The organism is Mycoplasma sp. 1654_15, from assembly GCF_012516495.1.
Lineage (GTDB): Bacteria > Bacillota_I > Bacilli_A > Mycoplasmatales > Metamycoplasmataceae > Mesomycoplasma.
Genome location: NZ_CP051214.1, coordinates 523,626 through 537,595 on the forward strand (window position 1 = coordinate 523,626; position 13,970 = coordinate 537,595).

General features: G+C 26.0%; 10 protein-coding genes and 1 tRNA gene. 9 read left to right on the forward strand and 2 right to left on the reverse strand.

The genetic code is table 4. The features are described from left to right. Positions 1-72: 72 nt before the first annotated feature. Positions 73-156, reverse strand: a tRNA-Leu gene (locus HF996_RS02345). 61 nt (positions 157-217) lie between these two features. On the opposite strand from HF996_RS02345, the gene HF996_RS02350 reads away from it, so the two are divergent. From HF996_RS02350 to HF996_RS02380, 7 genes are read left to right on the forward strand one after another with little or no spacing between them, the layout of a single operon-like run. After that, on the forward strand, positions 218-3,004 hold the full coding sequence (locus tag HF996_RS02350) for a hypothetical protein (protein WP_168910461.1): 2,787 nt from the start codon (positions 218-220) through the stop codon (positions 3,002-3,004). Next, a complete protein-coding gene (locus tag HF996_RS02355; protein WP_168910462.1) occupies positions 2,973-3,791 on the forward strand; it encodes an alpha/beta fold hydrolase in 819 nt (272 codons plus the stop codon). The genes HF996_RS02350 and HF996_RS02355 overlap by 32 nt, the downstream gene beginning before the upstream one ends. 29 nt (positions 3,792-3,820) lie before the next feature. Continuing rightward, positions 3,821-4,828, forward strand: coding sequence for an MsnO8 family LLM class oxidoreductase (locus HF996_RS02360; protein ID WP_168910463.1), 1,008 nt, complete (start codon positions 3,821-3,823; stop codon positions 4,826-4,828). After that, positions 4,812-5,144, forward strand: coding sequence for a glycine cleavage system protein H (locus HF996_RS02365; RefSeq protein WP_168910464.1), 333 nt, complete (start codon positions 4,812-4,814; stop codon positions 5,142-5,144). Before HF996_RS02360 ends, HF996_RS02365 begins: the two co-directional genes overlap by 17 nt. Continuing rightward, complete coding sequence (locus tag HF996_RS02370) at positions 5,131-6,021, forward strand: NAD-dependent deacetylase (RefSeq protein WP_254427688.1); 891 nt, start codon at positions 5,131-5,133, stop codon at positions 6,019-6,021. Before HF996_RS02365 ends, HF996_RS02370 begins: the two co-directional genes overlap by 14 nt. Before the next feature lie 2 nt (positions 6,022-6,023). Then, the gene (locus tag HF996_RS02375) at positions 6,024-7,064 is read left to right on the forward strand and encodes a lipoate--protein ligase (protein WP_168910465.1); all 1,041 of its coding nucleotides are present in this window, start codon (positions 6,024-6,026) and stop codon (positions 7,062-7,064) included. Position 7,065: 1 nt separating this feature from the next. Beyond that, complete coding sequence (locus HF996_RS02380; protein WP_168910466.1) at positions 7,066-8,262, forward strand: NADH-dependent flavin oxidoreductase; 1,197 nt, start codon at positions 7,066-7,068, stop codon at positions 8,260-8,262. Here HF996_RS02380 and HF996_RS02385 read toward each other — a convergent pair whose 3' ends face one another. Beyond that, positions 8,263-9,774, reverse strand: a complete 1,512-nt coding sequence (locus HF996_RS02385; RefSeq protein WP_168910467.1) for an amidohydrolase — start codon at positions 9,772-9,774, stop codon at positions 8,263-8,265. Positions 9,775-9,917: 143 nt separating this feature from the next. On the opposite strand from HF996_RS02385, the gene HF996_RS02390 reads away from it, so the two are divergent. Both HF996_RS02390 and HF996_RS02395 read left to right on the forward strand, forming a co-directional pair. After that, on the forward strand, positions 9,918-11,927 hold the full coding sequence (locus HF996_RS02390; RefSeq protein WP_168910468.1) for a P68 family surface lipoprotein: 2,010 nt from the start codon (positions 9,918-9,920) through the stop codon (positions 11,925-11,927). 15 nt (positions 11,928-11,942) lie between these two features. Next, positions 11,943-13,871 (forward strand): P68 family surface lipoprotein, encoded by a 1,929-nt coding sequence (locus HF996_RS02395; protein ID WP_168910469.1) that lies wholly within the window; start codon positions 11,943-11,945, stop codon positions 13,869-13,871. Positions 13,872-13,970 lie beyond the last annotated feature (99 nt).

Below are 13,970 nucleotides of genomic sequence, written 5' to 3' on the forward strand. Positions count from 1 at the left end.
AAAGATGTTTTTTTGTAATTTCTTTTTTAGTATTTTTTTGTTAGTATTATAATTTAGGCGTTATTTAACAAATGGTGGCTCATATCGGACTTGAACCGATAAGCATTTCTGCGGAAGGTTTTGAGTCTTCTGTGTCTACCATTTCACCAATGAGCCTTATATTCAATTTTAACACAAAAGAATATTTTGTTTAAGAATTTTTAGATCGGAAGTTAATATGAAAAATAGAAAAATTTGAAGTCCATTTATATTTTTAGGTATTTTTTCTTTTGTTGGTGCAGCAGGAATAGGTATTTATTATGGCTTAAAAGCATTTAGTAAATCAGAAACAGATGTTCAAACAAACTCTTCTATTATCAATAAAAATGAAAAACTCGATGATATTATTTTTATAAGAGCAAACAGAAAAGGAAGTGGACTTTTAGCTTCTGAAGTTGCAAGAGCAGATTCTATTAGAGAATTTGTTAACTTTTATCCATATGTTTTTAATGTGTTTAACTATGATTTAAGTAACATTAATCAAAATTTAAAACTTGGCTATAAAATTATTCCTAATTCTATCGATGACAGGCGAGGGATTTTTAAAATAAACATTAGTTTGTTAAAAATATCAAAAACTAATCCTCAAAAACAAGATATTATTGAACAAAAAGTTTTTACAGTCTCTGGTTTTAAAACTACTATTTCTTCTGTGTTGTCAAGAAACGACAACATATTATTTAAAAATAGAACTTCCAGGGTTTTAAATTCAATCCAAGATTTAAAACTTCAAGAAGATAAAAAAAATGTTGATATATCTTTAATAAATGCTAAAAACTTTTGAGAATACTTTGAAATTCCTGAAGGATTTAAAGTTAAAGAAGAAATAAAACTTATTCCTAAAAAAGTAGAAAATTCTATTAATAATTTTGATTTAGAAAGAGATAAAAACGTAAAAGTAATAGATCAAATCCAAGAAAAACATAAAATTGTTGTATTAAAAGAAAATGAATCATATGTCTTATCTGTTTTAGATATTTTAGGTTTTAACAAAAACAACAAAAGTTTTCAAGTTGAATTAGGGCTAACACATAGAGAATTTAAAGATAATACAGTAGCTAAATTTTTAACTGTACAAAACAATGATTTTAATTTTACTAATAAACTAGTAGATACTGATCCAATCAATAACGAGAATATATCTATCAAGCTAAAAAGTAAATATTCTAACTTTTTACCTTCATTTTTCTTCACAAACCGTATATTAACTACAGAAGATTTTAATTTATATTTTGATATTCAAAACTTTGCAAACATAGATCAATACCAAATTGAAATAGCTCCTGAGTTAAATAATGATCAAGATGGAACTTTTGCTTTATATATAAAGAAAAAAGAAGCAAATTCAGATAATTCATCAGATAAACAAGCACAAAATCTACAACCTGAAAAATTAGAAGATAAACAATTAAGTAAAGAAAACACACAACAAACTAATAAAGAAAACACAAGCAGAAGATTAATTTATGTACAAGGCTTTAACTCTTATGATCAAATAAGTAAAAATATAGTTAATGATGCAAAAATAAACATAGATAACATTAATAACTACTTTAATTTAGAAGATGAAAGATTAAGAAAAACTGCTCTTGCTAATTTAAATAATGAAGTAGCTTCAGTTAGTTGAGATTTTGTAGGTAAACAACTAAAAAATTTATTTGAAGGAAAATCTGAAAATCTAAAATTGTTTGAAAACACAGAAAATCTCTTTGGTTTTTCTAAAAGTAATTATTATTTTGCAAGAACTTATGACTTTAAAATTGAAGATAATAAACTCAAGTTTGTCTTTGTAAATGCTTTAAATGAACAATTTAACTTGTACATTGAATTTACTCAAAAACCTAAAGCAACTAGCATTTACACAGACACAGATGGTGAATCTAAAAGTTCTGATGAATTATTTTCAGATATCCACAAAAGAACAATGGCAATTCAGTACTTTGTAAAAAACACCGACGAAAACAACAAAAGCGTGGTCAAAGGAATTAGTGGAACTGCTTGAGTATTTGATAGAGAATTAGATCAAAATGGAAAACCGACTGGAGTTTATTATTTAGCCACAAATATTCACGTTGTAGAAGAATTTTTAAAAAATCCTTCAAATGTCTATAGTTTTGCTTACTCTCTTTCAAATAAAGAAGATAAATTAGATTTTTCTCAACAAAATGACTTTAGTTTTGATGAGCCAAAATCTGATTTTAGACAAATTAGCAAGATAACTTATGATGAATATGGTTATCCACTAAGTCCTGAAAATTACCAAGTAAATAATAGAGAAACTGCAGAATTTTGAGAAAATTTCAGAGTCATTCCTTTAGGTCTAAATTCAACCAAAAACAACAAATTCCAAGACATTGCATTAATTAGAATTAAGTTTCCAAAAGATAAAGTAATAAAACGTGGTTTTAGTTTGGATGATTTTTTTGAAATCAACAGATCTGAAACTAAAATTCAAAATGTTCCAGATGCTGTTAATTATTACAATGAACATCCTTTAAAATTCTTCATTTCTAATAAATTTTCTTGACCAACAGATGAAACTAACAAAGAAATTTCTTTACCTATCCAGCTATATTTAGGTGGTTATTTAAGCGGAGATAATTGAGTAGAAGCTAGTCAAAATGCAGTATTAGATTCTAAGAATAATTTCAAAAAAAGCTTCAAATATGAAGGTAAAACTTATACAGCCAGCCCTTCAATTTCTTTACCAAACATCTATAGTGGACATGGAATGAGTGGTTCATTAGTACTAAATCAACAAGGACAAGCAGTAGGTATTTTCTGAGGAGGAATTTTCCCTGATGATAAACCAAAATCTTTAACTCGTGGAATTGGACAACTTGATACTTTTGGCATTAAAATTGATTCAAATGAGACTGTTTTATCAAAATGATTAGATCAGTCAAAAGACATTAATACAGAATTGGATAAATATGAACAACAAATCGATCAAATCAAACAATAATGAAGAAAAAATTTGAAAATACGACTACAAGATTCACATCAGTAACAAAAATGCTCCTAATGTAGTTTTTATTCACGGTTTTAACTCTTCTCATAGTGGATTTTGAAGCACTTTTAAACAAATGCAAAATGTAAATTATTATTCTTTTACTTTTCCAGGAAACAACTTAACTCACGCTTACGATTATCAACTAAACACTTTAGCATATGCAAAATTAGTGATCAGATTTATTAAAAAATTTCAAATTTCAAATCCTATTTTAGTTGGTCATTCAATGGGTGGTGGAATTGCTTTAATCGTCAATAAACTAGCACCTAAACTTGCTAAAAAAATAGTTTGTGTAGCTCCAATGAATTACACTTCACAAGTTTTAAAACAAGATTTTTTTGACTTCTTCTTTCCGAAAAATATTCAAGAATATCAAAAGTATTTAGCTTTTTTACTTTATGACAAATCCAAAGTAGAAGATGAAAGTTTTATTGAAAAATTCAGCCCATTTTTTAGTTATGAACTTTATAATAATCCTTCAATTTTAAAGCTAGGTAAGTACTTGCCAACTAATGAAAATATGAATTTATTAAAAAGGTCAATTAAGACTGTAAAAGTCCCTTGTTTACTAATTTTAGGACAAGAAGATAGAATTGTAGTAAAACAAGCTACTATAGATCATTTTAAAGAAAATATTCCTCACGTTCAAGTAGAAGTTATACCAAACACATCTCATATTATTTTTGAAGAACAACCAAAATTAGTTATTGAAATTTTAAATAAATTTATATTTTCATAATTTAAAAATTAATTTAGTAAAATTTTAATATGAAATTTTCTATTCTAGACCAAGGACTTATTGACAAAATCACAACTTCAGAAGAGGCGATTCAAAACTCTATAAAATTAGCTCAAGTTGCTGACAAATTGGGCTATTTTTCATACTGAGTTGCTGAACATCATAATGTTCACTCTTTTTCAATTTCATGTCCTGAAATTATGATGATGCAACTTGCTCATCAAACAAAAAATATAAAAATCGGGGTTGCTTCAATTTTATTTAATCTTTATTCTCCTTTAAGAACTGCTGAAATGATTAGTACAATGACAAGTGTTGTAAAAAATCGTTTTTATTTTGCTTTAGGTTCAAATCCAGGAACTAAATTTATTCAAAAAGCTTTTAATTATTCAGCTGAATCTTCTTTGACTTATCAAGAAAAAATTAAACATTTGTTTCACTTTTTAAACATACAATCTTTAAAGTCAATCAAAAATGTAAGATCCGTAATACAAAGTAAAGAAAATAAAGAAATGTTTTTGACAACTTTTACATTAAAAAACGCAATTTTAGCCGCTAAATTAGGTGCAGGTTTAATAGTTGGTCATAACTTTTTGCCTGACTTTGAAAATACAAAAAAAATTGTTAAAACTTATAGAAAATATTTTAAAAAACATTGACCTGATAAAGAAGAAAAAATAATTTTTCCTACATTTATTGTAACTGCAGAAAATGAAGAAAAAATCAATAATTTATGAACACCCTTAAAGTTTTTTTTACTTGGCGAAGAAGACTTTAATAAATTTTGACATTTTCCTTCTTTAGATGATGTAAAAGATAGATTAAGTGAAGAAAAAGAAGTAGAATCTAAGTTAAAAATACTTCCTTTAGTTGGTAGTCCAAAATACATTTATGATCAACTATTAAAAGTAAAACAACAATTAAACATTGAACATTTTTTATTAATTCCGATGGTGAATCAGATAGAAAATAGAATAAAAATTTTAGAATTAATGCAAAAGGAACACAAAAAAAGACAAAATGGAAAAATTTGCTAATTATTTATTAATTAAAAAAGAAAACAATATTTATTCAATTCATTTAACACCAGAATTACAAGATGACATTGGAACTGTAGGCTATTTAAAGTTTACTGACGAAAAAGAAGTTAGAAAAGACGAGCTAATTTTAGTAATAGAAGCTTCAAAAACCATTATGACAATTAAAACACCTTTACAAGGAACAATTATTGACAAAAATACTCAAGCAATTGCAAATCCTACTTTATTAAATTCTTCAAAATTTGAAGAAAATTGAATTGTCAAATTAACTAATGTAGATGAGAAAGCGTTTTTAGCTCTTGAAGATTATTAATAACATCTGAAATTCTTTAAACAAAGAATTTCATTCTAGCTCAGATAAATTATTATCCTTGATAAATGAAGCAGAGTTTATAGTAGTAGGAATTGGCTCTGGTCTAACTAGTGCAGACGGAATAGGATATAGTGGTAATAGATTTGAAGATAATTTTTCTGATTTTATAAAGAAATATAAATTTTTAGATATGCTTCAAGCTTCTTTATTTCACTATCCTGATTGACAAACTTATTGAGCTTTTCACAGTAGATTTATTAAACTTAATTATCTAGAACAACCAGCAGGAAAATCTTTTATAAATCTTTACAAAATCCTTCAAAAAAGAAGGTTTTTTATCATTACTACTAATTCAGATAACTCTTTAGAAGCTGCGGGTTTTGATAATAAAAATGTTTTTTATATTCAAGGAAAATACAATTTATTGCAATGTTCTCAGATGTGTCATAATCAAAGATATCAAAACGATGAATTAATAATGAAGATGACAAAAGAACAAAAAAATATGAAAGTAGACTATCAACTACTTCCTCGTTGTCCTAAGTGTGATGCTTTTTTAGAAGTTAACAAAAGAATTGCATATAAAGGAATGGTTGAAGATAATCAATTTTTTGAAGAGCAAAAAGCTTATTTATCCTTCATAAATGAAGCTAAAAATAAAAAAACTTTATTTTTGGAAATAGGTGTAGGATTTACTACTCCACAGCTTATTAAATACCCTTTTTGACTTTATACAAAAGAAAATCCTTCTAGCTTGTATGTTGTCTTAAACAATAAAAACTACAGAATCGATAAATCCATATTAAATCAAACTATAATTTTTAATGATAATTTAGATCAAATAATTCAAGACGTAGAAACAAAACAAAGGAGCTAAATATGTACTTATTAGAAGCTATTAGAAATGGTAAAAGAATTACTAGTGGATCATATGCACTAGCATTACAAGTATGAGCAATGTCTAATTTAGATATTCAAGATGATATTATTGTATTTCCTTATATCTGCGATGCTCATGTGCAAATTGGACTATTTCAAAATCCAGTTGCAGAAGTAAATTTAGATTACGTAAAAGAAAATAAAATGTTAATTGTTAGAAGAGATACAGGTGGGGGAGCTATTTTTATTGATCAAAATTCAGCTAATTTTTGCTTTTTAATACCTAACTTACATCCATTTAGTTCTGTTTTAAATAATTATCCAAAATTTTATGAACCAATTATTCAAATATTAAAAACAATGGGGCTAAAAAATGTTGAAGCAACAGGGAAAAACGATTTAAGTGTTGATCAGAAAAAAGTATCTGGTGCTGCAATGAAACAAACAGATAAATATATTTATGCTGGCTATTCTTTACTTTATGATATTGATTTCGAAGGCGGGATGACAAAAGCTTTAAATCCTAATAAGAAAAAAATTGAATCTAAAGGAATTAAAAGCGTTAGACAAAGAGTTGCGAAAATCAAAGATTATTTAGATTCTGAATATCAAAATTTAAATATCTATGAATTTAAAGACTTAATTATTAAAAATTTTGAAAAAAACTCTATTTTTGGTCCTATTAAAACATTAAGATTAACCAACGAACAATGAGCTCAAGTTGATGAATTAGTAAAAAATAAATACGAAAACTGAGATTGAACTTTCGGACAAAGCCCTGAATACGAATTTTACAGAGACCAAAGATTTGATATTGGAACCTTGGGAATTTCACTAGAATTTACAAATGCAAAAATTTCTAAAGCAAAAATTACAGGTGATTTTTTCCCAATCAAAAACATTAAGTTTATTGAAGAGGCTTTAATTGGGGCTAAACTTGAATATGAAGATTTATTAACTAGACTTGAAAGTATTAAAATAGAAACATTTTTTATTAAAAAATTAACTGCAAAAGAACTTGTTGATTTAATAATGAGTTAATATGATTTTTTCGAGCAAAGAATACAAAAAACTTTTTTCTCCTATTAAGATTAACAACTCTGTTTTAAAAAACAGATTTGTTCTTTCTCCTATGACTTTGAATGCATCAACTAAAAATGGCTTTATTACTTATAAAGACTTAAACTATGCACAAAAAAGGTCTATTTCAGCTCCCTTATCAATCACTGGTGCAGCTTATATTAATAAAGAAGGTCAACTTTTTGAATTTGGTTTTGGTGCTTTTTCTTTTAAACACATAAAGGGTTTAACAAAAATTGCTTCAAAAATGAAGGAAAATGGTTCGAAAGCTATTTTACAATTAGCTCATTCAGGTCGTTTTTCTATTATTAGTTTATACAATAATAATTATGTTCTTGGGGCTAGTTATGAAAAACTGAATTTCCCTTTTGAACATGAAGTAAAACAAATGAGCATTTATGATATTAAGAAAGTAATTAATGATTATAAAAAAGCTACTTTAATAGCTATTAAAGCTGGATTTGATGGTGTTGAAATTTCTTCTGCTCAGAAATTATTAGCTCAAACATTTTTTTCTACATTTACCAATCAAAGAGAAGATGAATACGGACCACAAAGTCTTGAAAATCGCGCTAGAATAACATTTGAAATTCTCGAAGCTGTAAAACAAGTTATTGACAAAAATGCTTCAAAAGACTTTATTTTTGGCTTTAGAGCAACCGCTGAAGAAACAAGAGGCGAAGAATTAGGATACACAATTGAAGAATTTTTATGACTAATTAAAAAAATTATAAAAAATTATAATATTTCTTATTTAGCACTTGCTAGCTGGGGTCGAGATATTTACAAAAATAGAGTTCGTTCTAAAGGAAAATACTTTAATTTGCTTATAAATGAAGTAGTTTATAAAGCTATAAAAAATAAAATACCTTTAATAGCTAGCGGCGGAATTAACACCGTAGAAAAATGCTTAGAAGCTATAAAATATGCAGATATGATTGGTCTTTCTTCTGTTTTTGTAGCTGATCCTTATTTTGTAGAAAAATTTAAAAATAAGCAAATAGATAAAATTAATTTAAATGTTGAACTCAAAGATTTAAAAAGACTCGCAATACCAAAAGCAGCTTTTAAAGATATAGTAAAAATGATGGACTATGGACAAAGTCTACCTGAAAATACAAGAAATAATTTAAGAAAATTAGAAAAAAATTACAAATAATTAATAAACTCTTTTTCCTCTAAAGTAAGTTTGACTTGCTTTAGTTTTTTTAATGTCTTTTGTGCTTACAGAAAAAATATCTTGATTTAATACAACAAAATTAGCTCAATAATTAGTAGCAATTTTACCCATTTTCTTTTCTTGATTAATATATTGTGCAGATTTAGTTGTATACAGTTCAAGAGCTTGTTCTAATGTAATTCTTTGTTTTTTATGAAAATGAGTAAGTGCGCTATAAATATTTTTTCAAGGATTTAGATCACAAACCTTTCAGTCTGTTCCTAAACTAACATTTACTTTATTTTCATACAAATCTTTAAGTCTTACTAAAGGAAGTTGAGAATTTTTTGGATACATATTCAAAAAACAAGGCTGAACTGAAACATTTATAGGAAATTCTGATAATAAATTTAACAATTCATCATCTATAATTGTTCCATGAATAATTCCATTTCTTAATTTATTTTTTTTATCTGCTTTAATAATTGCTTTTGCTACTATTTTTCCTGCAATATGAGAACTAGCATGTACAACAGTGGCTAAGTTTTTAGAATTTACTTTTAAAATTAAAGAAGATAAAGAATTTTCGTCTAAAAATACAGGAGTATCGAATTTGTTTAAATAAAGGATTTTTCTATTTAATCCTCCATCTGCAAAAAGTTTAATTGCTTGAAATTTATGATTATTTTTCTTTATTTTTAAAGTAGAAAACGAATTTAAAAACTCATCTCTGTATTTTTGGTCAGTCATTCATAATTGGTGATAAATTTCTAAATTTAATAAATTTTTGTTATTTAACTGTTCATAAATTTGAAAATCACGATATCAATTTTCATTTCTTAAATCACAAGTATAAATTCCTGTAATTCCTAAGCCATTAGCTTTTTTTGCTCACTTAATTAATAATTTTTTCTCTTTTTCTAAACTTGCATCAGAAATTAATAAATCTGTTTTATAAATGATTTTTTCTTGTAAGTAACCTGTAGGTCATCCATTTTGATCTAATTCAATAAAACTATCTTCATAAGTTGCGTTTTTATAAAAAATATTTAATCTTTTTAAAGTATTTGTATTAGCAAGACCACTGTGATATGAACGTCTTCACAAAAATATAGAAATATCTGGAAAATACTTATCTAATTCTTCTCGTCTAAACATATATTTTTCTTCAAATTGGTCTTCAAATCAATCATAACCAATTAATAAATCATCTTTTTCTACTTTGTTTTTTAATAAATAATTTCTAATTAAGTCAATAACTTGTTGATGATTTTTCGCTTTAGATAAATCTAAATATCTTTCATATTTTGCAGCAAAATAAAAATGAATGTGAGTATCAATAAAACCCGGAATTACTACTTGATTGTTTAAATCGACAATTTTGTCATATTTTAGGTTTAAAATCTCTTCATTTGTTCCTATTTTTTTAAATTTTTCGTTTTTTATCAAAAAAGCTTGCTTAAATTTATTGTTTTTTATCCATACTTTTCCATTAATAAAAGCTGTTGTCATTTTTTTCCTCATCTTTTTTTTTTTTTTTGTTAAAATAATTAATTTTTCTTTAAAATTAATGTAATTTTTAACACACGAGAATATTCGTTAACTTTATATATTAATTTAAATTAAATACTAAAAAAAGGAAAATTTTTTTATTTATGAAAAAGAAAATTATTAAGAGCCTGGCGACAGGTTTTGGTTTATTAGCACCAATAGCTATTTTAGCATCTTGTGGTGAAACAGAAAAAACTACTATTAATTTTGCAACTTCTCAAGGCGAGTTTTGGCCAATGATGATGGGAATGAAAGAAATTATTAAAATTTACAATGAACAACACAAAAATGATGCAGACTTTCTTCCTGTTGAATTACTTGCAAGAGAAAAATCTAAACAAGATTCTGAAGCAGGACTTTTGAGTCAGTTACAAGCTGATTTAACAACAGGTAAAGGAAATTGAGATATTATTCTAGGAAACAAAGCTACAGCTTATGTTGCTAATTCTTTTAACAAACTATTAGACGTAGGAACTCAAACTGTAAATCCAAATTCATTTCCTAAAAAAATTATTGATAACTACAATAAATTATTAGGTTCTGAAGGAACAAATACTTTAAAAAGTTTACCATACAATATAAATGATACAGATGGTATTGTTTTCAACCTAGATATTATGAATGTTCTTTTTGATATCATTCAATCTAATGGTGGAACAATAGATGAAAATTCTGAAATTGCTAAAAAAGTAAAAGAATCAGTAGGAAAAGGACATTCAATTCCTAAAAATTCAATGTTTAGTGCAATAAAAATCAAAGAATCTTCAAAAACAACTGGATTTTCAGGATTTACTGTAAATGATTCTACATTTAGCGACATCAAAAAAGCTTTCGAATTTGCACAAAAAATTTATGACAATACAGAAATCGATACAACTAAATTAGATGCAGATGTAAAAGATACAGAAATTTTTGCAATCGATTATGCTTCTGATGTATTTAGAAAACAAATAATGTCAAAAGAAAACAAAAGCTTCTGAACTGAAGAAAGTTTAAATAATAATGACTTACAATTAAAAGTAAACATTAAAACAGATCAAGATTTAAGAACAAAAGTTTCTAACCAATTTGAAGAATGAGAAAATGCTTTAAAACAAACTCAATTTGTAGGAACTACTACAGGAGAAGGTGAAGCTAAAAAAACTCAATGGACTACAAAAGACATAGTTACAAAAACAACAACTGATTCTGTACAAAACAATGATGGAAAAACTTTTTATTCAGTTAAATTTACTAACTTCTTTACTCCAGAAATAAATCAATGAGGTTCATTTGAAGTAAGACAATATTTAGCTGCATTTACTTATGCTCCGTTAGTTGGAACTAACTATTCTGTAGATTCTCCATGAGCTCGTGGTTTCTTTGCTGCAGACTTAAAAGATGGAAAACAAAAAGCTGAAGAATGAACAACTAGAGATGATGTTTATGCAACAAATCAAGCAATGAGATCAGACGAAAATGCTCAATTTTCTTCATACAATGCAGGTGGTTCTTCTTTAATTGCTGTAAAATCTAACAATGAAAAAGTAAATAAAAATATTAAGAAATTTATCGACTTTTTATACAATGGAACAGGACTTAAAGATTTAACTGGAGCTGATATTTCAGCAGCTGATTTTATGGCAGAACAATCCGCTTACTTTATTCCTACTACAACTACAATTACACAAAATAAAATTAACGAACTCAAAACAAGACAATCAACTTACAAAACTAAATTAGCAGAATTAGATACTCAAATTGCTTCTAAAAAAGCTGAAGCAGAACAAATTCAAGCTAAAGTAGCAAAACACGAAAAAGATACTACACAACCTGATGCAACTGAAGCAGAAAAAACAAAATTAACCGACTTTAACACACTAAAAGGTAAAAGAGCTAAATTTGATATCGCTATTAATAATTTAACTTCAGTTATTATTTCTATAGATTCAGCATTAAAATTTGTAAATAATGAAAAAACTGGAATTCTTCCTCAACCTGCAAATACAGAAATTATAAAAATTCCTACAAATCTTACAAATGCATTATTTGAATCAACTAAAAAAGATAAACCAACACATTTAACTAAAGAAGACTTCCTAACAAAACTTTTAAATAACGTTCAAATTAACTAATTTTTTTTAGTTATTATGAATAATAAAAACAAAATAATAAAGTACTTATTACCAATAAGTACTTTATTTTTAGGAACTTCTTTATTTATATCATGTACAAAAACACAAGATACACCTGGTAAACCAGAACCTGTTAAAGCAGAAGAACAAAAACTAGAACAGCAAAAAGTAGTATTTGCTACTTCTCAAGCAAAAATTTGACCTTTAATGAGAGGGATAACTGGTTTAATTGATTACTATAACAAAAACTTTAAAGACACTCAAAACTTTTTAGAAGTTGAATTAAAAACTTCTGAAGATACCAAAGCAGATACTGAAGATAAAACGGCTAATACATTAGATTCAGATTTAAGTGCTACCGGTTCAAAATATGATTTAATTTTAGGTAATAAATCATCAGCATATGTAGCTAATTCATATAATAAATTATTAGATGTCTCTTCAAGTATTGGAACTAATTTATTTCCTGAAAAATTAGTTGAAAATCACAATAAAATTTTAGGTTCTAATGATATTACTTCTTTAAAAAGTTTACCTTTTGACTTAAATGACACAGAAGCTATTTTCTTTAATTTAGATGTTATGTCTGTTTTATTTGATTTAATCAAACAAGGTGGTGGATCAATTGATGAAAACTCAAATATTTACAAACAAGTTATGCAAGCTAAAAACAAAGGAAATTCACTTCCTGAACATAGCTTTTTTAAAGCACTAAATATTAAAAATGAAAATGTATTCAAGGATTTTATAGTAAATGATGATACTTTTAGTTTAATTGACAATGCTTTTGAATTTGCACACAAAGTATTTGATGGATTAACAGTTGATAATAGCAAAGTATTTGATGATACAACAGATGCTACAATTTTTTCTATTGATTATACAGAAAATGTTCTTTATAAAGACATAATTTCTAAGACTGGAAAAGCTTTATGAGAAGAAAAATTAGTAAAAGATAAAAATCAAAAAGATGAGCTAAAAGTTGTTAAAAACTTAGAAAGTGATCAACAAGTTAAAACAAGCCTTCTAGATACATATCAAGAATGAAACAAAGCATTTAAACAAATTCAATTTACAAAAAATAATAATAAATGAAATTCACATATAATTGAATCTAATAATCCTCAAAACCAGCAAACTAATAATAACCAGAAGCTAAATTCAAAAACATTTTACTCTGTAGATTTAGACATTTCAGGAGCAATTAGACAATTTAATGCAGCATTTGTTTATATGCCAGGAGTAGGTATGAATTACTCTGTAAAATCTCCTTGATCTAAATACTTTGCCTCAGAAACAAACAAACCTTCTTCTTGAGCAACTAGAGATGATGTTTTGGCGATTTCCCAAGCTACTAAAGCAAATAAAGATTCAGAATTTGAAGCTTACAAAGATGGTGGTTCTTCTTTAATTGTTATTAAATCTGATAATGATGCTAAAAACCAAGCAGTAGTAAAATTTTTAGACTTCTTATACAAAGGTGAAATTACAAATCCTTTAACAAATAAAAAAGTAAGTACTAATCAATATATAATTGAAAAAACTGGTTATTTTTTACCAACTAAAGAAGTAATTAAACAAGAAACAATTGATTCATTAAAACAGACAAGAACTAATTACTTAAATGAATTTACAAAATTAGAAAATGATTTAAAAAATTCTTCTTTAGATCAAACAGCTAAAAAAGATCTTGAATCTAAATTAGATAGCTATGATATAGCAATTAATAATTTACAATCTGGAATTATTTCTATTGAAAGTGCTTTAAAATTTATTTCTAATGACAAAGTAAAATTAGTACCACAACCTGCACATAAAGATTTAGGTAAAATGGGAAACACCATTATCAACCAATTTAAAGAATCAACTAAAAAAGATAAACCTTTAGTTTTACCAAAACAAGATTTTTTAAGCAAATTACTTGAAGATATTAAATCTATATAATTAATAAATTACTTTATTTAATAACAAAAAAGCTAGGAACAATTTCCTAGTTTTTTCTTTATTTTTCTTCATTTATGAAGGATTTTTATTTTATACTTC